Origin of the sequence: Phenylobacterium sp. LjRoot219 (assembly GCF_964252995.1) — a bacterium.
Lineage (GTDB): Bacteria > Pseudomonadota > Alphaproteobacteria > Caulobacterales > Caulobacteraceae > Phenylobacterium.
The window spans coordinates 277,525-299,971 of sequence record NZ_CAXUQI020000003.1 but is presented as its reverse complement, the minus strand read 5'-3'; the positions used below and the strand labels follow the sequence as shown (position 1 = coordinate 299,971).

Below are 22,447 nucleotides of genomic sequence, written 5' to 3'. Positions count from 1 at the left end.
TACTTCCACTTCCCGCCCTACACCGTGCCGCTGTTGATGGACGCCGAGGGCAAGGCGCTGCCGCGCGAAGGCGTGCAGAAGGGCCGGCTGGTGCTCGTCGACCCGATCCCGACCTCCTACTGGGGCGGCTTCGTCTCCGGCGACGAGGTCACCATGCACTGGGAGGACGACTGCGACTGCGGCTGGAAGGGCCCGCGGGCGGCCAAGACCATCCGCCGCTTCGCCGAGAGCGAGGGCGGCGACGACAAGATCACCTGCGCCGGCTCGCAGGCCGCCTACAACGAGTTCATGGAATTCGTGCAGGGAGAAGGCTGATGAACGACGTCATCGACATCCCGATCATCTCGCGGGGCCGGGTCATCATGCCCGGCGACGATGCGGTGGAGTTCAAGGGCCGCGGCGGCGCCGCCTTCCGCCAGGCCGACCCGCACAAGCACATCCACGACCTATACCTCGGCGACACGTCGAGGATGCGCGATCTGCACGACACTCCAATGGCTGAGATCGTCGAGGTCTTGGCCGAGCTGGGCAAACGCCTGTCGCTCGATGACAATCCGCTCATGCAGGAAAGTTTCGCGCTCGCGCTCAAGGCCGGCGGTCTTGCCGAGCCGATCCTGCGGGGCGTCTACGACGCCCTGCCGCGCATGTTCGAACCCGAAGCCATGACCAAGCTGGTCGATAAGACCATCGGCCTCGCCTACATCGACGGCTGGGTGCCGAGCGGCGGCGAGTACGACTGTGTGAGCATTCGCGCCGTCGGCACGCGCCAGCTGCACATCACCGCCGGCAACGTGCCGGTCGTCGCGGCGATGACGCTGGCGCGCGCCGGGCTGACCAAATCGGACATCCTCATCAAGTCGCCGTCGAACGACCCGCTGACCGCCAATGCGATCGCACGCACGCTGATCGAGATTGCGCCCGACCACCCGATCACCAAGCACATCGCGGTCGCCTACTGGAAGGGCGGCGATGAGTACATGGACTCGCAGATCATCCGGACCGGCCGGATCGACAAGATCACCGCCTGGGGCGGGATGAGCTCGGTCAAGCACATCCAGAAGTTCCTGACACCGGGCATCGACCTCACGGCGCTCAACCCGAAATATTCCATGTCGATGATCGGGCGGGAGACCTTCGATAGCGAAGCTGCGATGGACGAAGCGGCGGTCGGCCTGGCCACGATGGCCGGATTCTACAACCAGACCGCCTGCGCAAACACACGGATCGTCTATGTCGAGAGCGACACCGGCGAGGACAGCATCCAGAAGGTTGTCGAACTCGGCCGCAAGATGGTCGCGGCCTACGCCACGCTGCCGCCGCTGCTGTCGGTGCCTTTCCCGGTCCCCAATCGGGAGTTGGATGCCGAGATGGAGGCCGTCGCGCTCGAGGATGACTTCTATCACGTCGAGGGTGACACCCTGACCGGCGGCTTTGTCGTCTCGAAGTTCAACGACCGCGTCGAGTTCTTCGACAAGCTGAACAACCGCGTGGTGAACTTCGTGCCGGTCGATGACTTGAACGACGTCATCAAGTGGTGCGACGACACAACCCAGACTGTTGGCCTCTATCCCGAGGCGCGCCGGGCCGGGCTTCGCGACACCTTCGCCCTTGCCGGGATCCAGCGGCTCGTCTCGTTGCAGGGCGGCGATCCAATGACGGTCTATGCGAATTCGCACCATATGCCGCCCGGTTCTCCGCACGACGGCATCGAGCCGATGCGCCGCAGCGTCCGCTGGGTCGTCGACATGCAGCCCGCGCACGCACAGATCGACGCCGCTGCGCTCGAGGTCGCGGCGGAATGACGTCAGCCGGCTAAACGCGTCCGACCTTAGGCCCGGACAGGTGGAAATCTGGCCGGGCCGGTCGCCGCGCAGAGCCGACGCTGGCATGCGGTCACAAGAGGAAACACTCAATCATGAACTTGCCGCTGGCAGGGAAGGTGGCGCTTGTGACGGGCGCCGGCCGGGGCATTGGGCGAGAAATCGCGCTGCGCCTGGCCCGCGACGGGGCGCGCCTGGTGGTTCACTACAGCGGCAGCGAGGCCGGCGCGAATGAGACCGTCGCCACGATCGTCGCTGGTGGTGGGGCGGCGATAGCCCATCGCGCCGACATCGCCCGACGCGCCGAGGTGGAGACGCTGTTTCAACGAATCGATGAATGGCTTGGCCGGCTCGACATCGTCGTCAACAGCGCGGGAGTCAGCGCTGGCGGATCGCTCGCTCAACTCGACGATGAGCAGCTCGATTGGATGCTGGGCGTCAATTTTCGCGGGCCGCTGTACGTGGCCGCCGAGGCGGCGAAGCGCCTGGGGGAGGGCGGGCGGATCGTAAACCTCGCCTCAAGCCTGGGCGAGTTCCCGATGCCCGGCTCGGGGATTTATTCGGCGACCAAGGTCGCCATCAAGAGCTTCACGGAAAGCTGGGCTAAGGAGCTCGGTCGCAAGGGCGTCACTGTCAATACGGTGATCCCGGGCGCGACCAGCCCCGGGATGATGGATTCCGCGCCGGAGGGATACCGCAGCTTCTTCGAAAAGGCGTCTCCCTTCGGGAGGATCGGGAAGGCTCAGGAGATTGCGGCCGTCGTTGCATTTCTAGCGTCTTCCGAAGCGAGTTGGGTTTCGGGCACGCACGTGCTCGCCAACGGCGCAGCGAACACCTGAGGGCGACGCTCCAGGAAAAATTCAAGGCGGACAGTTGACACCGCAGTGCGCGTGCCGAGCTGAACCGCCCCATCAGGAGGAGATCGCTTTGGCGCGACCAGAGACTGCGGCGACCGAATGGCGCGCCCATTGGCCCCTGGTGCTTGCCGCCATGGCAGGCTTCTCGTTCCATTCGATCAGCACCTACACGACAGGGCTCTTCATCGAGCCGCTGTCGCGGGAGTTCGGCTGGAGCCGGGCGCAGATCGCCGGGGGACTGACAATCCCGGCGCTGATGACCGTCCCGTTCGCGCCGGTGATCGGCGCCTGCATTGATCGGTGGGGCACCCGGCGGCTTGCGATCCCTGGGCTGTTGCTCGGTATCGTCGCCATCGCCGCCTTCGGCTTCGCGGACGGCTCGATCGCCCAGTGGATGGGCCTGTGGACCTTCTATGGTCTGGTTGCGCTGGCGGTGAAGTCGACCGTCTGGACGGCGGCGGTCTCAAGCGTCTTCACCGCCGGCCGCGGCCTCGCCCTGGGCGTTGTGCTCTCCGGCACCGCGGTGACGCAGATCCTCGCCCCGCCGCTCAGCCAATGGCTGATCGCCGAGGTGGGCTGGCGCCAGGCTTACTTCTGGCTCTCCGCCGGCTGGGGCCTGCCGGTCCTGCTGCTCGTCATCTTCTGCATGTTCGACGCCTTCGATCGGGACCGTCGCGCCGCGTCGCGGGAGACAGGGGCTGCGACGAATCGCCCGAACCTGCCCGGCCTGAGCTTCCGCGACGCATTGCGCAGCGTCGCGCTGCTGCGGATCGGCGCGTCCAGTTTGATCATGATGTTCATCGGCATCGCGGTGATCGTGCACCAGGTGCCGATCCTGACGAGTGTCGGCGTCTCGCGGTCGAATGCGGCGTGGCTGGCCAGCGTCGGCGGCGTGGCGGGGATTGCGGGCAAGCTCATCACCGGCTGGATGACCGACCGATGGAACGCCGGCGCCGTCGGCGCGATCACCCTGGCGACTCCAGCGATCGCCTTTGCGCTGCTGCTCGCGCCCTTCCGCACGCCTACGCTGATCGTGGCGGCGATGATCATCATCAGCTACGCCGTGGGCACCACGCTGCAGATCTGCGCCTACCTGACCAGCCGCTACGCCGGCATGCGCAGCTTCGGGAAGGTCTTCGGCGTCATCTCGAGCCTCATCGCGATCGGGGTTGGCGTGGGCCCGGTGATCGCCGGCACGGTCTTCGATCAATTCGGCAGTTACGCGCCCTTCCTGCTGGCCGGCATCCCTGGCTCGGTGATCTGCGGCCTACTGATCCTGAATCTCGGTCCCTACCCGCAATGGACCAGCGACCCACCGGTGGTGGCGCTTACGCCAGGTCAGGAGGATGTCGTCGTCGCCAGGCCGTCTCGAACGCCGATCTGAGGCCTCCCACAGAGCGCACGTCGCAAAAGGCGGCTCCGCAGCATTGACGCTGCGGAGCCAGGCGAGCCGTCGCGGGGAGTGGGACGACGGCTCGCCTGGCGAAGCTCATGGAGTCTCGCGGGCTAGGTTCAGGTCGGCATCGGGCATCGCGAGCCAGCGTCCCTTCTTGATCAGCTGCCCAAGCAACTTGATCACAAGCGCCTCCACCACGCGCGACGGCTCGCTGACCGAAAGGGTAGGCAGCCGCGCCAGACACAAGGTCCGCCCGAAGGAGCCGTCGATGCGGGCCGCGCTAATCGCCTCACGCCGAAGCTCCGTTTCGACGGCGGAGAGCGGCATGATGGAATAGCCGCGGCCATCTGCGACGACGCCCACGATCGCTTCGAGCGCGTCCAGCTCGGTGGCGACCTTGAGGCGAACGCCAAGGCGCTGCGCCTCCCGCTCCAGAGCCATCCGTAATCCGTGCCGCGGGCCAGGAGCGATGAGGGGAAGCCCGCCCAGCTCTGGCAGGGTGATCACTGGTTCGCCGCCGATGCCCGCGAACTTCCCGGGCGGCCCGATCAAGTACAGGTCTTCGCGCGCGAGTCGCTTGATCTCGAACTGATCCAAGGGCTCGGCGTCGTAGAGCAGGCCGAAGTCGACACCGCCATCGAGGAGCATTGATCGGATCTCGCCGGAAGCACCCTCACGTAGGCGGAGCGAGATGGGCTCAAGCTCCATCACCGCTTCGGTCAGCGCCACTGCGAGCAACCGGCTGATCGAACCCGGCATCGCAAGCGTCACGTTTGACAGCAGCGCCTCGGCGACCCGACGCATCTCCGCCACCGCGTCTTCTTCGACCGCCACCATGAGAACCGCGTGACGCTGAAGGACGGCGCCAGCTTCTGTAGTCGTCACCCCGCGCGCATTGCGTCGAAAAAGTTTGCAGCCGAACTCGTCCTCGAGGCGCAGGACCTGTTGGCTGAGGGAGGGCTGCGCCATTCCCAGCGCCTCTGCGGCGCGCGAGATCGAGCCCAGCTCCGCGATCTTCACGAAGTTGCGCAATTGACGGATGTCCACGCTGAGTCTCCAGCCAGCACCGCACAGTTTGGGCGCACAGGGTGAACTGCCGCGGCCACGTTTGCACTTCAGCCCCCAATGTCGGCTTTTCGCAGGGCGGGAAACGTAGAAGACGCTCTGGCGCCTATAGCCGTCGCCTATGAGGTGCGGGTCAGGGCGACCCCATCGTCTCAGGCTATGGCGGCGAGAGCTTCTTCGGGGTGGCGGGTCTTGTCGCTACGAGTCAACAACACTGTTGATTATCTCGGAAGACCGGAGGGTGGAAATGCTCAGTAAGCCGAGTGCGTGCCCGCCGACGGAGCATGTCGACATGGTTGCGCTTCGCGAGAAGTACCGGCAGGAGCGCACGCTGCCGAACCCGCACCAGGAGCGCAAGGTGACCAACGCCCACCGCAACCTGGCGGCCTTCATGGGCATCGGCTCGCCGAAGCTGCTGAACCAGAAGGACGGCTGATCGCCTTGCCGGCCGTAGGGCGGCCGGCAAGCGCTCCCAATCGAATGGGTATCGGCATTGTCTATGGCCGCCAGAGCGGATGACGCTTTGCGGCCGGATCTCGCAGCCCACTAAGAGATGGCGTGGATTGGCCCTGTTCGGTGAATGGATGGCCTTGGTCTGAGCAACCGGCGCGCGAGCCCCGCGTCCGGTGCGTAGTGCGTAGGAAAGCCTTATGCCGGAAGGCGAAGTCAAACTCGACCTCAGCGACGTCGATCACCGGCTCGGCCAATTGGTCGGCGGCGGCCAGCTGTGGGATCCGTGCTCGTCCAGCGACATCCGTCGCTGGGTGATGGCCATGGACTATGCGAACCCGATCCACTGGGACGAGGAAGCCGCGCGCCAGTCGAAGTTCGGCGGCCTGGTGGCCCCGCAGTCGATCGCCGTCGCCCTCGACTACGGCCACGGCTGCCAGCCGGCCTGCGTCGGCAAGATCCCCGGCTCGCACCTGATCTTCGGCGGCGAGGAGTGGTGGCACTACGGCCCGCGCGTCCGCGCCGGCGACCAGCTGTTCCAGGAGCGCCGGTTCCACGACTACAAGGTCGCCGACACCAAGTTCGCCGGCCCGACCATGTTCTCGCGCGGCGACACCATCCACCGCAACCAGCACGGCGTGGTGGTGGCCAAGGCGCGCTCGACGGCGATCCGTTATCTCGCCGCTGAGGCCGAGAAGCGCAGCATGTACGCCGACAAGCTGCCGCCGAAGCCGAAGTGGACCGCCGAGCAGATCGCCGCCGTCGACAAGGTCCGTCTCGACTGGATCCTGTCCAACCGCGAAGGCGTCTCGCCGCTGTTCGGCGACGTGCAGGTCGGCGACCGGCTGCCGCGGCGGGTGATCGGCCCGCACTCGATCGCCTCGTTCGCCACCGAGTACCGCGCCTTCCTGTTCAACGCCTGGGGCAGCTATCACTGGACCGCGCCGGCCGGCGTCAAGGACCCCTGGATCAACCAGGATCCGGGCTGGGTGGAAGGCTTCGGCTTCGACGAGGAAGGGGCGCTGATCGACCCGCGCAAGCGCGACGGCCTTTATCTCGGCCCGTCCCGCGGCCACATCGACGACGAGAAGGCCGACGAGATCGGCATGGCCCGGGCCTACGGCTACGGCGCGACCATGCAGGCCTGGGTCACCGACTACCTGGCCTACTGGGCCGGCAACGACGGCTTCATCCGCCACTGCAAGTCGGACTTCCGCGGCCCGGCCTTCGAGGGCGACGTCACCTATTTCGACGCCGAGGTGATCGAGAAGATGCCGGAGACCGCCTGGGGCATGCCGCTGGTCAAGGTGAAGGTGAAGCTCACCAACCAGGACGGCGGGACGCTGGTCGACTCCACCGCCGAGGTCGAGCTGCCGATCGGCTGATTTGGGAGAGAGCAGGGAGGGCTGCAAATGGTTAGCCGGCGAGTTCCCGGACTACCGATCCGCGTCGTGCAATGGGCGACAGGAAACATCGGCACGCGCGCATTACGCTCCGTCATCGCGCACCCGCATATGGAGCTGGTCGGGCTCTACGTCCATTCAGAGAACAAGGTGGGGAAAGACGCTGGCGAACTCTGCGGGCTTCCACCTGTCGGTGTAACCGCCACCAACAGTATCGAGGACATCCTGGCGCTGCATGCGGACTGCGTTCTCTACATGCAGCAATGGTGCAATTTCGACGACATCTGTCGGATACTGGCGTCGGGCAAGAACATCGTCACCACGCGGTTCGAGTTTCACAATCCACGAACGATGGAGCCGAGCGTCCGGCGCGCGGTCGATAACGCCTGCCAGCGCGGTCAGGCGTCGATCTACAGCACCGGCAGCAGCCCGGGTTTCATTACCGAAGCGCTTCCTCTCGTCCTGGCGTCGATCCAGCGCCGGCTCGACAGCCTGACCATTGACGAGTTCGCCGATCTGTCGCGACGTGACTCCGCTGACATGATCTTCAACGTGATGGGCTTCGGCCGTCCCCCGTCCGAGTTCGCCGAAGAGCGAATGGCCGACATCAAGGAGGGCTTCGCCCATTCGCTCAATCTGGTGGCCGACGCGATCTCAATGCCGCTGGATCGGGTCGACGTCGTCGGCGAGGTCGCGACGGCGAAGGCGCCGACCGCGCTCGTGGCGGGGATGATCGAGGCGGGAACGGTCGCGGCGCAGCGGATCACGATCTCTGGAATGCGGAACGAGCGTCCGTTGCTGCGCTTCCGCGCGAACTGGTATTGCACGCGCGACATCGAGCCGGCCTGGCAGCTAGGGGACACCGGTTGGCGGATTGTCCTCGAGGGTGATGCGCCGCTGGAGATCGACATCCGCAACGCCGTGCCGGTGGAGCAGATCGGCGCGGTCGCGCCCAACAAGACGCCAAACCGCGCCGTCAACGCCGTGCCTTTTGTTTGCGCCGCCCCTCCGGGGATCCGAACCACGGTCGACCTTCCACAGGTCATTCCGTTCCTCGGATGAGGCAGGCGGTCGGCCGGATTCACCGAGCGAGCTATCCGATTTCGCTATCGCTGCGAGATGGATGTGATCGGATCCCAGATCGAAGGGCGCCGGCTAGTTTTCGCCGGCGCCTGTCGCGTGGCTCAGGCGAACAAGCGCGAGCAAGAACTCCGTGAGCGAACAACCAACACCATTGATCCCGGCGCCTCGCGCGACTTTCGTCCTCGTCCACGGAGGCGGGCACGGCGGCTGGTGCTGGTCGCGTCTCGCGCGGTTGCTGCGCGCTGCGCGATGCGACGTCTACACACCGACGCTGACGGGTCTCGGCGAGCGAGCGCACCTGCTCACGCCCGAGATCGGCCTGGAGACCCACATCGAAGACGTGGTCAATCTTCTCTTTTACGAGGACCTGACGAACGTCATTCTAGTCGGGCACAGCTACGGCGGAATGGTTGTCACCGGCGTCGCCGACCGCGCGCTCGAGCGGATCGCGCAGATCGTCTATTTTGACGCGGCCATTCCACGCGACGGCGAAAGCCTCGCCGACACCTCACCAGGACTACGGAAGTTCGCGCATGTCGACACCCGGATCGTCGCTGACGTGCCGCTGGTGCTTTGGCCCGGCCCGATCACCAAGGCGCTCTATGGCGTCAGAGAGGCGGACTGGGCGTGGATGGAGCCTCGGCTCACCCCACACCCGTTGCGCACGTTCGAGGAGCCGCTTCGACTGACCGACGCGGCCGCCTTAGCCAGGCTGCCGAGGACCATCATCAACTGTACGCCGACCCTGAAGGTCAGGGAGAAGGAGACACTCGATCGCTGGTTCGAAGCCGATCGGGTCTGGGAGATCGACACTGGCCACGACCTGATGATCACGGAACCGGAAGCGTCGGCGGACATGCTGCTGAGGCTCATCTGATCATCCCGCGGCCCGCGCGGGCGAACCGCCGCCGTTCTGGTTAGAGAACGAAGGAACAGTCGGATGCCCATCCAATCGGTTGATCACCCTGCGATGCAGGTCTTCGCCATGATCCGCCTGATCGACCAAGGCCGGCGGGATCAGACGGCCGAGTGCTTGGCCGAGAGGCTCACCGTGGATCAGTTCGAGGTGTTGCGCATCCTCGACGTGCGCGGAGACGGGCGCTTGGCCTCCGAGATCGCGGAGGCGCTGCATGCCCAGGCTGGCGACGTGATCGCTGCGATCCATGATCTCGAGTCCGCGGGCTCTGTCAGGCTCGAGCGCAGCTCGGCAGACCTGCGCGTCTGGATCACCTCCAAGGGTCACGACGTCTATGTGCAGGCCTTGGCAGCGATCCGTCCGAAAATGAGCGGGCTGCGCGAGGCGTTCACTCTGGACGAGCTTGGGCAGCAGACGCCGAGCTGGCGTACCTTCGCCGACGTCTCCGGGCCTTCAGGAATTCGAGCGCACCGGGCGGATTTCCTGGACCACGGAGCTTGCCGAGATTCCGGCCAAGTACGGCGTGAGCAACGTCTATGCCGATCTCGGACAGGAGTTTGCGATGACCATGGTCGCCCAGCCACGTCTCTGTGCGGCAATGCTGGGAATCCTCGTCAAAGGTTTGGGCGCGGACCGGATCTGCTGGGGCACCGACGCGGTCTGGTCGGGGTCGCCGCAGTGGCAGATCGAGGGCCTGCGACGCCTTGAAATCCCGGCCGATATGCGTCGACGCCACAGCTTTGCAACGCTCGGGCCGGCTACGGGCCCGGTGAAGAGTGCGATCTTCGCGGGAAACAGCGCCCGTCTGTACGGCATGGACTCCGCCGCGCGCACCAAGGTGCTTCAGCACCGGCTTGCATCAGCCAGAGCGGAATACGACGGGGCGAACGCCGTCCAATCTCCGATATGGGTTTGTCGCTCCCGAGATTTGAGTCGCAACTGATGGACGGCCGAAGACGCGCTGCGGCGGACCGATCAGACGGCTTCCTCGAGGCGTTCAGGAGCCGCATTCCACCGTGCGAGAACCCGCAGGCCCGGAGGCGAGGCGCGGATGCGGGAGCACTGCACCGTGGTGCACCGAAAGACGTCGTGGACGTCGGCGGCCTGCCCGCCATTCACCGGAACAACTGAAGGTCGCTTGCAAGGAGCCGCGAAATGACCCTCCTGAGCCAATTCCGCAGGGCCGCCGCCGTCGCAGCGGTCCTCCTCCTCTCGTTTGCGGCGCCCGCAAGCGCAGAAGGCATACCGCTCGAGCACGCCAAGATGCTCTCCGCCTTCGGCGAGCGCGCCGCCTTCTCGCCTGATGGAACGCGTGTCGCGTTCATCGGTAAGAGCTATGGCGACGCCTTCGAGGTCGAGCTGGCGTCGGGACGGGTGCGGAATCTCACGGCCCACGTACCTCACCACGGGTTCCTTCGCGTTCACTACCTCAACAACGGCGACTACCTTCTAATCGGACCGAGGCGTGACCTGGGACCGATCAGCCGGTTGAGGGTCGACCTGTACGTTCTCGACAAGGACCTGCAACACGGCCTCCAGCCGCTCGGCCAGAGCGTCTTCGAAGGGGTGGCGATAGGGCCGCGCAACATGATCGGCTGGCAACAGGTTCCGGACGAAACGGTCGTGCGTCCGGGCGAGACCTGGGTGGACGTCACCCGACGCGCCCCGCCCGAGAACTATGTGGGAAGGATCGAATACCTCGACGGCCGCGTGCGACTTGTTGAAAAGCGCCGCATTCTTAGCGGTAATCCCGCAGGATGCAGCTTCAAGGAGGTTCAGGACTTTCGCAACAACGGGAACGAGATCCTTTTCTACTGCGGCGGCAAAGATGAGAAGGGCACGCCCTACATGGGCGTCCTCGGCCAGGATCTACGGAACGGAAAGGTCACGGTCTACCACAAGGCGACTGGGCGCGAATACGCGGAGGCCGAGGGCGTTTCACCTGACGGGAAGTGGACAACGGTGGAATGCGGCACGCGCAGCAGGGAGGACGAACTCACACCTCCCTTTGACATCTGCCGTCTCGATCTCGAGCCGAACGGCCGATACTCGCGCCTCATCATCGGAACGGTGCCCGGTGCGACGAAGAAGGTCAGCAACCCCGTCGTCAGTCCCGACGGCAAATTCATCGCCTTCCAGTCGGCCGACGCGGCTATCGGCGATGTTGGGGAAGGCGGCGGCATCTACATGCTTCCGCTTCCCTGACCGCGCGCAACTCTGAGGTGCTTCGCTTACCGTAAAGAGTAGGAATATAACCAAAATTCGGGGGGAGGGATCCGGCCGAGAAGGCTGGATGCGTGCATGATGGGACCCGGCGCTTTGAGGCAATTCGTAGCAGAACGCCTCGTCCGCGCGATCGAGAGTGGTCCGGACGGCGTCCTGATCCTGGATCTTGCCGGGACCGTGCAATTCGCGAATACGAGCGCAGTCGCGATGGTTGGCGCACGCGACCAGGGAGCCCTGCTGGGCGGCTCTTGGCTGACCTTGTGGGACGAGCCGGATCGAGCTGCGGCGAGGGCCGCGCTTGAAGCCGCGGCCGCAGGGGCGACGGGGCGCTTCATCGCGCCCACGCAGACGCCAGACTCAGAGCAGCGGCGCCTGGACATTGTCCTATCGACGCAGCGCGACGCGGCGGGCACGCCAGACGGCGTGTTCGTCGTGTCGAGGGACGTGACTGAACTCGAAGCTGCGCGTCTCGCCGCTGAGGCGCGCGAACGCGCAGCGGCTGGTGAGGCTGCGCGCCAGCGCTCGGTCGCAGCGATGGTCTCTCTCACCAGCTGGGAGACCGATTTTCGCCGGAACCTCGTGCGGAGGGCAAATGGCGACGGGAGTCGCGAGATCCCGGTGGAGGATGCCTTGGCCCCCTACGCACCCGAGACGAGGGCTCAGTTTCGCGAAGCTACGGAGCGCGCGCGCCTGTACGGCGAGCCCTTCAAGGACGAGGTGGAATTCATGTGCCTGGACGGCAGGCGTGGCTGGATTCGGCAATTTATCGAGCCGATCTACGAGGATGGGTTGTGCGTCGGAATTCGGGGGGCCGCAATGGACATCTCCGAAGAGATCGCGGCGCGGGAGGCCATCGGACGCGCCGAACAGCGACTGCAGCTCGCCATTCAGCTCGCGGGCATGGAGGTGTTCGAGCTCGATTTCGACCAACAGTCCCTAGTTCCGGCGGGCTCCTGCGAGACGGTTCTTCGCGATCCGCTGCGCGAGGACATCTGGCCTGACCTGTTGCGCACGGTGGATCCGCGTGACCAGGCGCGGGTCCGCGCAGCCTGGACCGAGGCGCTTGAAACCCACACGCCCTTCCGTTGCGAATTCCGCATCCGCGGCCGCGACGGCCAGGAGGCGTGGGTCTATTGCGTCGCCGAGATCTTGCAGGAGGGGGGGCGGCCAAAGCGGGCGTTGGCCGCCTTGCTCGACATCACCGAACGCAAGCGCGGCGAGTTCGAAATGCTTCAGACTATGGCGCAAATGCGCGAGCATGAGGCGCACCAAAAGCTGTTGCTCGACGAGCTCAATCACCGCGTCAAGAACACGCTCGCCTCAGTCCAGTCGATGGCGATGCAGACCCTGGGGGGCGGGCGCGACCTGCTCCAGGCGCGAGATCTTTTCGTCGATCGCCTGTTGGCGCTGTCCAACACCCATAACCTGCTCGTCAAGGACACCTGGGCCGGCGCGTCTTTCCGCGAGATTGTGACGATGACGCTCAAGCCGTACGGCCGCGCCTGGTGTTATGGGGGCCCGGACTTTCGTCTCGACCCTAACTTCGCCGTGACCCTGGGCATGGCCGTGCACGAACTCGCCACCAATGCGATCAAGCACGGCGCATGGCGCGGGGGCGGTCAGATCGACATCGCCACAGCGGTCGAGCATGGCGAGGCGCGCATAACCTGGCGGGAGAGCGGCGGGCCTCTGGTGTCTCCGCCGACGCGGCGTGGCTTCGGCTCGCGCCTGCTCCAACGCGGCGTCGGAGGCGAGCTCGGCGGTCGCGTCTCGATCGAGTTCCCTCCAGAGGGGGTGATCTGCTACATCCAAGCCGAGCTGAGCGCACGCTTGCAGCTGGCGGACGGCGACACGGGGGGCGATTAACAGCTGCCGGGACAGGCGATCTTCTGGTGGCCGCCAGGTGCGCGTACGCGGGTTCAGCAGCGGGGGTCGCCTACTAAACCCTTCGACGCGTCGTGCGGCCGGACCCGGCGATCCGCTCAGCTGCCGGGGACCTCGAGAGGGGGGACGACTAGGCCACGGGCCGAATGTCCGAGCCCGGGTTATTTCCCTTCCAGGAAGATGCCGATCCCTTCGTAGCCGCCGGTGCGCGCGAACATCAAGTAGCCCCACCAGCGTGCCCCGAGTTCGGTAATTCTATGCTCGGCGTGCGTGGCTTAGAACGCGGCGACGAGTTCGCTGGGCATCGCCTCCATGATGGTGCGGATCTCATCGCCTGTGTGCTGTTTCGTGCGTGGTGGGACGTAGCGGCGCGCAGGACGGCAGACCAGCTTGAGTGATCCGCCAATGAACGCCATTGGCGTTGCGCAACAGCCCGGCCCTCGTTCAGAGCGGCCGGTGGCCGGGCGCGCGCCTCTTCGGCGTCGGGGACTCCTGACGGGAACGTATAGCCTCCAGGCATAGACCGAGACGCCGTTTGTCTTGGTTCTATGCCCGGGCCCCTCGCTATCGACCTCCATGAAGGACGCGCCGCGCGAGGGGCTAGGTGCTGGTAGCCGAGATCCTCGGCGGCGTCGAAAGCCTCCCGAGCCATAGCGTCCACCTATAGCATGAACGCCCGCGTGCGAGTCTTCTATGCCATGTAGGTGGTTCGGAAGGCGCCCTGAACTTCCGGGTTCAGGAGGCGCTCTGCCCTGCGCCCCGCGCTTCAAGGAACGAGCGACTGAACCTCAAGGCGCTTGCCGGCGTACTCCGCGTAGCCCTGCGACAGCGGCGCGCCCGCGGCGTCGGGGGCGAAGATGAGTTCGGAGGGCCGCTCGCCTTCGATCGGCCCGAAGGTCATCTTGAGCTTCATCACCCCTGGCTTGGCGCCGGACAGCGTCACATCGGCGGTGTAGGTGGAGCGGCCGCGCGGGTTGGCCTGCATCGTCTCGCGCCCCGAGTAGACGCTCTTTCCGTCGTCGCTGAAGTTCACGTAGGTCTTCTCGATCGCGCCCCGGGGCGTGCGGCGATAGGTGATGTGCCCCGACGTGCGGCCATAGACCTTGACGTCGATGTCTTGCGACTTGGCGGCGTAGGTCTTCACCACGGACATGTCGGTGATCGCATAGGGCACGTGGGTCGGCGTCGGCTTCGCCGCGACTGCGGGGCCAGGCTTGTAGTCGAGCAGGCGGACGATCTGGACCCGGCGCGGGCCGCCGCCGCGCGCCCCTTCCACCCACATCGCCTTGGTGCTGCTCGGATGCCACGACATCGGCGAGCGGAAGACCCATTGGTCCGCGGTGTTGAGATTGGTCCCGAGATAGCCGTCTTGGCTCTTCGAGGCGGCGATCTCGGTCAGCGCCGGACCGACATTTCCGTTGCGCCCCGCTCGCACGCCGGTGACGCCGTAGGTGTAGGCGACCATGTTGAGTCCCATGTTCAGGCTGTCGGGATAGGGCCGGGGCATCATCCCCAGGATCGCCAGGTCGGTGGTCGGCGAAAACCGCGTCGTCATCACCATCCCGAGCCGCTCGTCCGGCGAGAAGATCGTCGTCTCGTCGTAGCCGGGCGTATTGGTGATCGCCTCCATCTCGCCGGTGGCGAGGTGATGAACGACGGAGTCGGCGATGTCGCTCTTGCGCCCCCCGGCGAGCGAGATGGCGGTTCCGCCGTGGACGAACTGCTTGACCTCGCCGCCCCGGACGACCTGCGGGATGACGCCGTCCGGATGTTTCGGGTCCTTCTCGAAGGGATCGAGCGTGCTGACGATCTGCGGATCGGCGATCACATAGCCCGCCCCCTCCTTCCGCAACTCACCGGTGAAGACGAGGGCCGAGTAGTTGGCCAACAGGGTCGTCCAGGCGATGTGGCGGTTGTCAGGGGCGACGATCATCTCCGACCATCGGTGGCCGATGTGATCGCCGTCCGCCACTTCGGCGGGGTAGGTCACGGGCAGCAGCGCCGACTTGGCGCAGTCGTCCAGGCTGGGGGCGCACTCCAGGACGAAATCGCCCATGAAGATCCGCTTGTTGTCGGGAAACATCATGTAGCGGATGCCGTTGTCCTTCGGACGCGGCGGCACCGCTTGCGAGAAGATGGTGCGCGCGTTCCGGCCGTCGTCGTCCATGACCACAAGCGTGACCTGCCGCTGGTCTTGCTCCCCTTCCTGCGTGGACGAGACGAGGACCCTGCCGGACGGCGTATACATCGCGCTGCGGGGCACGAAGCCGTCAGCGAGGGGCAGGGTGTAGATCTCGTACCGGCCGGTCGACGCCGCTGCCGGCGCGCGCGGCGCGGCGACCGCGCTGTGGGTGAAGAACGCCGCGACAGCGCTGGTGGCGATAAGGCAGACGCGGACTGTGAGCGATCGCAGCTTCACTTCGAGAATCCTCCGACGGGTTCTTGTTGACTCGCTGGCTTCAACGGACCGCTTCCCACGTTCCGTTGCTTCGCACCTAAAAATATTTCGATTCCGAAGCGCATGCCCCGCGACGGCAGCGGGTTAGCGCACATCGTGGCTGTAGATGTCTTCCTGGGTCAGCCGGTTCAGCATCGGCTCGCCCGTTTGGAACCGACGGATGTTCTCGCAGATGATGTCGAGCGAGCGCGCGGTTCGGTCGGGGACTGCGGGGGTCACGTGGGGCGTGATCAGCGTGTTGGGCGCATCCCACAGCCGGCTGTTACGCGGCAGCGGCTCGACCTCGAAGGTGTCGAGCCCGGCGCCAGCGATCCGCCCTTCGTACAGCGCCTCGGTCAGCGCCGCTTCGTCGACGACGGGGCCCCGCGCCATGTTGATGAGATAGCCGTTCGGCCCAATCAAGCCGAGCTCGTGCGCGCCGATGAGGTGATGGGTGGCGTCCGACAAGCCCAGCACCAGCACGAGGAAGTCGCTCTGAGCAAGCAGGGTGTCCAGCCCGTCCCCGGCGTCGGCGCTGAACAGCTGATCGACGCCTGGCGGCGGCTCCGTGGCGCGGCGGCGGTAGCCGAGAACTCGCATGCCGAACGCCTTTGCCCGGACCGCCAGCTCCTTGCCCGTATTGCCCAGGCCGACGATGCCAATCGTGCGGCCGTAGAGACCTCGCAACTGATCCTGGTCTGGGACGCCCCATCGGTGGGCCCGCTGAGCGTCGAGGAAGACTGGATAGCGGTAGGCAAGGGCCAGGGCGAAGAACAGGGCGTGCTCGGCGAGCACCGGCGCGGAACGGCCGGCGGAGCCGGTGACGATCAGTCCTGGCCGGAACGCCTCAGGGCGTGCGGCGCGGTTCAGCCCGGCGTGATCGACATGGATCCAGCGCAGCCGGGGCACGCTGAAGAAGCGCTGATCCGGGTCCTTCGCGAGAATGGCGACGTCCGCGCGCTGCAGCGCCTGGTCGAAACCGGATGCATCGGGGCTATCGAACCGCAGGATCTCCGCGCCGGCGAGCGCCGTCTCGAGGCGCCGCCGATGCTCGCCCTCGTAGCGAAGGGTGGTGACGACGGTCAGGCCTTCCATGGCGATTACCCGGCCCGCGGAATGAGGATGGCCTGGAGGTATTTGACGTCGGGGACGTCAAGCCAGGCGTATCCCTCCGCGTCGGACGAGCCGACCTCAATCAGAGAGCCATCCACCAGCGACCGCGCCGGGCCGCCAGCGCCCTTCACGCCCAGCCGCAGCCCGCTTATCGCCGGCGGCTCCTCGTAGGCGCTCTGGCGCTGGCCGGCGTAGTTCACGAGGTGAACGACCAAGTCGCCGGCGCCATGTTCCTTGGCCCGAACCGTGACCTCGAGCGGCCCTGCGCCGACCAGCTTCACCGCCGGCTGCGAGGCCCGGCCGATCAGCTGCGCGAGCAGCTCACGGTGTTCGGGCAGGCCGTCGCGGAAGTACAGCCACTCCGGGAGCCAGGGCAGGTAGATGGCCTGCCCCTTGCCGAAGCGACGGGTGAGGACGCCAGCATGATCGTCGGGCTCGAGCTCGGGGAAACAAAGCTCGGGGGGGCCGTACTTCGGCGGCGGTAGAAGCTTCAGAAGGCGCTCGGCGTCGTCCTTCCGGTCCGTGTAGAAGTACCAGCCATCCAGGTGCAGCAGCCGGGTCTTCGGGAAGTCCAGCTCCTCGACGCCGATCTCCACGTAGGTCTCCAGTTTGTCGGCCGCTAGGTTCAGCCGGCTCGCCGGGAAGCTCTCGAGAGCGAAGGCGTCGCCGCGCTGGCCGCGCTCGTCGTAGAGCCCGGTCTCCCCGGTCGCGATCAACGTGCCGCCTTGGGCGACGAAGGCGTCGAGCACGGCGGCTTCCTCGGCGCTCAGGCAGGCGACGTTCGGCAGGACGATGACGTCGTAGGCCGCCAGCTGCTCGGCGACGTCGGCGTCGCCCATTCGCTCGTCGCTGACGAAGTCGAAGGGTATCCGGGCTTCCAGCAGCAGGCGATAGGCGCCGCGGAACCCGTTGACGTGCTGGCGGCCGGTCGCGGTCGCGCCGGCGTGCAGATCAGTCGCCCGCGAGTGGTAGAGGCCGACCCGCGCCAGCGACTTCGTGCCCACGAAGTGCTCTTGGTTGGCGCCGTGCCAGTGCATGAACTTGCGCACCGGCTCGAGCGGCGCTGTGTTGTCTTGGTCGAACGTTCCGAGGAGGTAGTAGTCGACCTGCGCCCCGCTGGCGATCTGCTGGCCGAAGCGGAGCATGTGGTGGGCGGGCGTCTCCGACGAGAACCGCCACTGGTAGTCGAGGAAATTGGTCGAGGCGCAGGCGTAGGCCTTGCCGCGACCGACTGCGGCGCCCCAGCGCGACAGTTCCCCCGCTTGGTGCGGCCATTCCGGCGCTGGCCGGCTGACCGCCCGCTGGAGCTCCAGACGCATGAAGTCGCAGGCCGCGCGGCCATTGCCCATCACGCCCGTCTTGGGGCGCAGCGACTTGACCGTGTCGTAGATCTGCTGAGCTACGGCCTGGCTCGTCCGCCGCTTGAACAGAAGGTAGTCGGCGTACGCCGGATCGCTGAAGTCCTCGCGCTCGGGCAGGCGGCGCTGGAACATCGCGGCGAAGCCGTCCTGGCAGTTCCGGCACCAGCAGATGCCGCGGTGGCGCCCGCTGTAGTCCACCGGCTGATAGCCGGTCATGTTGAAGAAGGCTCCGTCGAGCGCGTAGCGCGACAGCGACTCCCGCAAGATCCGATGGGCGTAGTCGCGGGCCCAACCGCCGTTCACGCAAGCCTGATAGGTGCCGTTGTACTCTTGCGGCTCGCCATCCTTGTTGTGCACGAACCAGTCAGGATGGGCCTCATAAGCGATGCGGGTGCCCTTCGAGAGGTCGTAGCGCCCGACCATCGTCAGCCCTTCGCGGTGCGCGGCCGCCAGCATGTCGCCCGCGAGATCGCGGGTTAGGAACGGGTTGCGCGCCTGCAGCGGCAGCTCGGTGGGATAGAAGGCGAAGATCCCGCCGACGTTGAAGGTGACGGTTGTCGCGCCGAACTCGCGGACCTGACGGGCGAGGGCGTCCGGATCGAGGCTCGCGTCCGTCAGCCGCAGGTTCGTCTGCACGATCCGGTACGGCTTCTCCCACCACGGCGAGCGATCGTCAGCCACTTTCATCCCGCGTCCTTCTTGCTCATCCTGCCTCCGAACCACTCGCCGACGAGGGCCAAACCTCGCAGGCGCAGCGATCTCCCGCCAAGGGCGCTCATAGGACGCTCGGCGAGAATGGTCAAAGTTTTTGGCCAAACCGACATCCTGGCGCTGGCGCCTTACCTGGCCGCGGGCTAGGGTCCGCCCCCGACACGACCGGTGAGAGCAGAACGCCGGCGGAAAGGCCCGGACGCCGGGGCTGGACCACGGGAGAGACGGGAAGTGGGCTACTTCGGAGAGTTCCGGACCAACTGGCAGGCCCTGCTGGCGACCTTCGTCGGCATCGCCACCGGCAACGCGCTCAGCCACTACACCATGAGCGTGTTCGCCCCGGAGCTGATCAACGAGTTCGGCTGGTCGAAGGCGCAGTTCGCGCTCGTCGGCTCGCTGCCGATGATCACCATGTTCCTGGTGCCGTTCGCGGGCAGGTTCACGGATCGGTTCGGCGCCCACGTGGCCGCGGCCGTGGGCTTCGGGTCGATCTCGCTGGGTTTCCTCGCGCTGAGCGCGATGACCGGCAACATCGTGGAGTTCTTCACGATCTGGGTGGTGCAGCACGTCTTTGGGGTGCTGACCACGTCGCTGGTCTTCACCCGCGTCATCGTCGAGCGGTTCGACAGGGCGCGCGGCAGCGGCCTGTCGCTGCTGATGATTGGACCGCCGCTGTCGGGCGCCATCGTCGCCCCGGTGCTCGGCAGTTTCATCGCGGCGGAGGGCTGGCGCGCCGCCTTCGTCGGCCTGGCCCTCGTCTCCGGTCTCGGCGGTCTGTTTTGCGTGACGCTGCTGGGCCGCAGGAAGCGCGCGGCGGACGGCGCGACGCCGACGAAGGCGCCGCACGCGCGCCTCACCCGCGCCGAGATGCTCGCGGTGGCGCAGCATCCGGCGTTTCTGCTGATCGTCGGCGGCATGTTCCTGATCAACATCCCGCAGGTGTTCGCCGCCTCACAACTGAAGTTGATCGTCCTCGCCAACGGCGTGTCCGACGAGCTAGCCACCTGGATGGTCTCGCTCTACGCGATCGGCGTGATTATCGGCCGGGTGGTCTTCGGACTGGCGCTCGACCGGGTACGGGCCAATGTCGTGGCGCTGTTCGCTCTCAGCCTGCCCGCGCTCGGCTTTTTCGTGCTCGCTTCGCCGGTCGCCGCCGTAGGCCTGCTGGCGGCGGCGGTCCTGGTGATCGGCATGGCCCAGGGCGCCGAAGGCGACATCGGCGCCTACATGGTCTCGCGCCACTTCGAGCTGAAGAACTACAGCTTGATCCTCGGCTTCGTGAAGTCGGCGCTCGACGGCGGCGGGGCGATCGGCGCGCTGGTGCTCAGCTACACCCTGCACGCGACCGACAGCTACGCACCGTTCCTGTTCCTGTCGGCCGCCGCCACGGTCGTCGGCGCGGTGTGCTTCTTCCTGACCGGCCGAGGCCGATCGCAGCCGATCCGCAGCGAGCCGATCGCGACGGAAGCAGCATGAGGCGGAGCCTCCTCGGCGGCGCAGGACGCAGAACTAGCCCTTTACATGATCCTTACATTTCAACGGGTTGCCGCTCCGCCTTGCACCGATAGGACTGGCCCGGGAGGCGGCCGCGCGATCCGCGGTCGCTTCGACCAACGAACGCCAAGAACGAAATTCTGGGGGAGAAGATCGTGTTTCACCAGCCGCTCCAGCCAGTGGGAGACAGCTTGTGGCTGTCGTTTTTGGTGGCCTCGATCCCCATCGCAGTCGTTCTCGTCCTGCTCGGCGTCGTCAGGCGTCCTGCTTGGCAGGCGTCCCTGGCGGCGTTGATCGTGGCATTCACCATCGCCACGATGGTCTGGCGGATGCCGACGAGCTTGGCGTTCAGCAGCATGGCCGCCGGCGCGACGTTCGCCCTTTGGCCCGTGATGTGGATCGTCTTCAATGGGCTGATCCTTTACAACGTGACCGTGGCCTCCGGCCGTTTCGATGCTTTCCGCACGTGGATGGTCGAGCATCTGCCCAACGATCGGCGGGTAGTCCTCGTCGTTGTGGGCTTTTGTTTTGGCTGCCTGCTCGAGGGCGTCGCCGGCTACGGTCTACCGGTCGCCATCACCAGTTCGCTGCTCATCGCGCTCGGTTTCCCGCCGATCCAGGCGCTCGTCGTCACGTTGATCTTCAATACCGCTCCGGTGGCGTTCGGCGGGCTCGGCGTTCCGGTGACGACCCTTTCCGCCGTGACTCAACTTCCCGCCACGTCTCTCGCAGCGATGATCGGCCGGCAACTCCCGTTGCTCGCCATTCTGCTGCCGTTCTACGCCATCGCCACTCAGGAAGGCGCTCGCGCCTTGCGCGGCGTGTGGCCAGTGCTGCTGGTCGCCGGGACGTCATTCGCCGTCGGTCAGTTCGTCGCCTCGAACTACTTGAGCTACGAACTGACCGATCTCGTATCTTCCTTGACCGCGCTGATTGCGACTGTGACGTTCCTTCGGGTGTGGAAGTACGCTCCGGATGAGCGGTATGCTCTACCCCCACTCCCGCAAGCGCCACGACCCGCACAACAGCTGGCCGCGTGGGAGGGCTGGGTGCCGTGGCTGCTCATGGTCACCGTGGTGATCGCCTGGGTTCACCTCAAGCTGAACCTGCTCGGCGAGATCAAGGTCGCATGGCCATCCCTTCATCGCGAGGTGTTCATCACCGCCTACAACAAGCCCTACGACGCGATCTGGAGCTTCCAGCCACTATCGACCGGGACCGCGATCACCGTGGCTTCCGTCCTGGTCGCCGCCGTCGTCCGGCTGTCTCCGGCGCGCTACTTCAGGGCGGTCGTCAAGGCGGCGCTTCAAATTCGAATGCCGGCGTTGACCACCACGCTGATCGTCGCGCTCGCCTACCTGATGAACTATTCGGGATTGACGTACACGCTGGGCATCGGCGCAGCGACGGCTGGTCCGCTGTTCCCGCTGCTGGCGGCTTTCCTCGGCTGGCTGGCGGTGTTCCTGTCCGGCAGCGACACGTCGGGCAACGCTCTGTTCGGCAACCTTCAGGTGGTCGCGGCCAACCGTCTCGGTCTGGATCCCGTGCTGATGGCGGCGACCAACTCGTCGGGCGGCGTGCTGGGCAAGATGATCTCGCCGCAGAACATCACGACCGGCGCCGTCATGACCGGGATGCAGGGCCGCGAGGGCGAAGTCCTTGCCCGCACCTTCAAGCACAGCGTGATCCTGACTTTACTGCTGGGCCTTCTCGTGATGGCGCAGCAGTATCTTTTTCCAGGTGTTATTCCGCACTGACCGGCGCGCGCCTCTGGCACCCGGGAACATGCGCATAGGGGGGCCACGTCCTTGCGGTCGCGCTGTACTGATGCTCCTGGGCGCTGCGGCCGCGGGAGAAGGCGGCGCCGATCAGGCGATCCGCCATCTCGATCGCGGCATCGATCAGGCGGGCTTCAAGGTCGATCAGCAATGCGACGATCGTCGCGCGCCGCCGCGCCAGGGTGTAGCGATCGATCAGGTAGGTTGGCGACAGCCGGCCCTCGCGCACCAGGCGGCCCTGGCCCTCGCAGGCCGGGACGGAGCCTCAGAGTTCTACAGGCCGGCCGGTTGCGGCGCTCTCCAGGATCGCTTCTCGCCGAGATGTGGTTGGCGAAGCTGGTCGCTTGCACCTCGTGACAGCGCGCGCCCGAACCGTCGCAATGAGCTGGTGACAGACCGCCGAGCCCCGCTCGGAGGCGCTTCAAGCCTCCGGGCGCCGCTGTTTCATCCCCT

18 protein-coding genes and 1 pseudogene are annotated in these 22,447 nt (G+C 66.2%); 13 read left to right on the top strand and 6 right to left on the bottom strand.

What is annotated here, in order from left to right:
* The 4 genes from ACSQ14_RS26150 to ACSQ14_RS26135 form a co-directional block, all read left to right on the top strand.
* On the top strand, positions 1-315 hold a 315-nt coding region (locus ACSQ14_RS26150), incomplete at its 5' end, for a hypothetical protein (protein ID WP_436018122.1).
* 47 nt (positions 316-362) lie between these two features.
* A complete protein-coding gene (locus ACSQ14_RS26145; RefSeq protein WP_436018120.1) occupies positions 363-1,802 on the top strand; it encodes an acyl-CoA reductase in 1,440 nt (479 codons plus the stop codon).
* Between the two features lie 113 nt (positions 1,803-1,915).
* A complete protein-coding gene (locus ACSQ14_RS26140) occupies positions 1,916-2,659 on the top strand; it encodes an SDR family oxidoreductase (RefSeq protein ID WP_436018118.1) in 744 nt (247 codons plus the stop codon).
* Between the two features lie 88 nt (positions 2,660-2,747).
* A complete protein-coding gene (locus ACSQ14_RS26135) occupies positions 2,748-4,061 on the top strand; it encodes an MFS transporter (protein ID WP_436018116.1) in 1,314 nt (437 codons plus the stop codon).
* A gap of 105 nt (positions 4,062-4,166) precedes the next feature.
* Here ACSQ14_RS26135 and ACSQ14_RS26130 read toward each other — a convergent pair whose 3' ends face one another.
* Positions 4,167-5,120, bottom strand: a complete 954-nt coding sequence (locus tag ACSQ14_RS26130; RefSeq protein ID WP_436018114.1) for a LysR family transcriptional regulator — start codon at positions 5,118-5,120, stop codon at positions 4,167-4,169.
* A gap of 310 nt (positions 5,121-5,430) precedes the next feature.
* Here ACSQ14_RS26130 and ACSQ14_RS26125 point away from each other — a divergent pair, with 310 nt between their 5' ends.
* The 4 genes from ACSQ14_RS26125 to ACSQ14_RS26110 all read left to right on the top strand — a co-directional run bounded on the left by ACSQ14_RS26125 (position 5,431) and on the right by ACSQ14_RS26110 (position 8,951).
* Positions 5,431-5,574, top strand: coding sequence for a hypothetical protein (locus ACSQ14_RS26125; protein WP_436018112.1), 144 nt, complete (start codon positions 5,431-5,433; stop codon positions 5,572-5,574).
* A gap of 214 nt (positions 5,575-5,788) precedes the next feature.
* A complete protein-coding gene (locus tag ACSQ14_RS26120; RefSeq protein ID WP_436018110.1) occupies positions 5,789-6,973 on the top strand; it encodes an FAS1-like dehydratase domain-containing protein in 1,185 nt (394 codons plus the stop codon).
* 27 nt (positions 6,974-7,000) lie between these two features.
* Positions 7,001-8,053: an NAD(P)H-dependent amine dehydrogenase family protein gene (locus tag ACSQ14_RS26115; protein ID WP_436018108.1), complete on the top strand. Its 1,053-nt coding sequence runs from the start codon at positions 7,001-7,003 to the stop codon at positions 8,051-8,053.
* A gap of 151 nt (positions 8,054-8,204) precedes the next feature.
* Complete coding sequence (locus ACSQ14_RS26110; protein ID WP_436018106.1) at positions 8,205-8,951, top strand: alpha/beta hydrolase; 747 nt, start codon at positions 8,205-8,207, stop codon at positions 8,949-8,951.
* On the opposite strand, the gene ACSQ14_RS26105 is transcribed toward ACSQ14_RS26110, so the two are convergent.
* Positions 8,952-9,239: a hypothetical protein gene (locus ACSQ14_RS26105; protein WP_436018104.1), complete on the bottom strand. Its 288-nt coding sequence runs from the start codon at positions 9,237-9,239 to the stop codon at positions 8,952-8,954. It abuts the gene before it with no gap.
* A gap of 274 nt (positions 9,240-9,513) precedes the next feature.
* On the opposite strand from ACSQ14_RS26105, the gene ACSQ14_RS26100 reads away from it, so the two are divergent.
* The 3 genes from ACSQ14_RS26100 (at position 9,514) to ACSQ14_RS26090 (ending at position 13,082) form a co-directional block, all read left to right on the top strand.
* Positions 9,514-9,933, top strand: coding sequence for a hypothetical protein (locus ACSQ14_RS26100; protein WP_436018102.1), 420 nt, complete (start codon positions 9,514-9,516; stop codon positions 9,931-9,933).
* A gap of 212 nt (positions 9,934-10,145) precedes the next feature.
* Positions 10,146-11,195 (top strand): hypothetical protein, encoded by a 1,050-nt coding sequence (locus ACSQ14_RS26095; RefSeq protein ID WP_436018100.1) that lies wholly within the window; start codon positions 10,146-10,148, stop codon positions 11,193-11,195.
* Positions 11,196-11,291: 96 nt separating this feature from the next.
* Positions 11,292-13,082 carry a PAS domain-containing protein gene (locus ACSQ14_RS26090; RefSeq protein ID WP_436018098.1) on the top strand — a complete coding sequence of 597 codons (1,791 nt, stop codon included), beginning with the start codon at positions 11,292-11,294 and terminating at the stop codon, positions 13,080-13,082.
* A gap of 784 nt (positions 13,083-13,866) precedes the next feature.
* Here the strand turns inward: ACSQ14_RS26090 and ACSQ14_RS26085 are convergent.
* From ACSQ14_RS26085 to ACSQ14_RS26075, 3 genes are all read right to left on the bottom strand, one after another.
* Positions 13,867-15,519, bottom strand: a complete 1,653-nt coding sequence (locus tag ACSQ14_RS26085) for a hypothetical protein (RefSeq protein WP_436018096.1) — start codon at positions 15,517-15,519, stop codon at positions 13,867-13,869.
* 123 nt (positions 15,520-15,642) lie between these two features.
* Positions 15,643-16,632 carry a D-2-hydroxyacid dehydrogenase gene (locus tag ACSQ14_RS26080; protein ID WP_436018094.1) on the bottom strand — a complete coding sequence of 330 codons (990 nt, stop codon included), beginning with the start codon at positions 16,630-16,632 and terminating at the stop codon, positions 15,643-15,645.
* 5 nt (positions 16,633-16,637) lie between these two features.
* Positions 16,638-18,698, bottom strand: coding sequence for a beta-galactosidase trimerization domain-containing protein (locus ACSQ14_RS26075; RefSeq protein WP_436018092.1), 2,061 nt, complete (start codon positions 18,696-18,698; stop codon positions 16,638-16,640).
* 255 nt (positions 18,699-18,953) lie between these two features.
* On the opposite strand from ACSQ14_RS26075, the gene ACSQ14_RS26070 reads away from it, so the two are divergent.
* Both ACSQ14_RS26070 and ACSQ14_RS26065 read left to right on the top strand, forming a co-directional pair.
* Positions 18,954-20,198, top strand: a complete 1,245-nt coding sequence (locus tag ACSQ14_RS26070) for an MFS transporter (RefSeq protein ID WP_436018090.1) — start codon at positions 18,954-18,956, stop codon at positions 20,196-20,198.
* A gap of 173 nt (positions 20,199-20,371) precedes the next feature.
* The gene (locus ACSQ14_RS26065) at positions 20,372-21,973 is read left to right on the top strand and encodes an L-lactate permease (protein WP_436018088.1); all 1,602 of its coding nucleotides are present in this window, start codon (positions 20,372-20,374) and stop codon (positions 21,971-21,973) included.
* A 73-nt stretch (positions 21,974-22,046) separates the two neighbouring features.
* Here ACSQ14_RS26065 and ACSQ14_RS26060 read toward each other — a convergent pair.
* Positions 22,047-22,229: pseudogene (locus ACSQ14_RS26060) on the bottom strand (hypothetical protein); the annotation flags it as partial.
* Between the last annotated feature and the right edge of the window lie 218 nt (positions 22,230-22,447).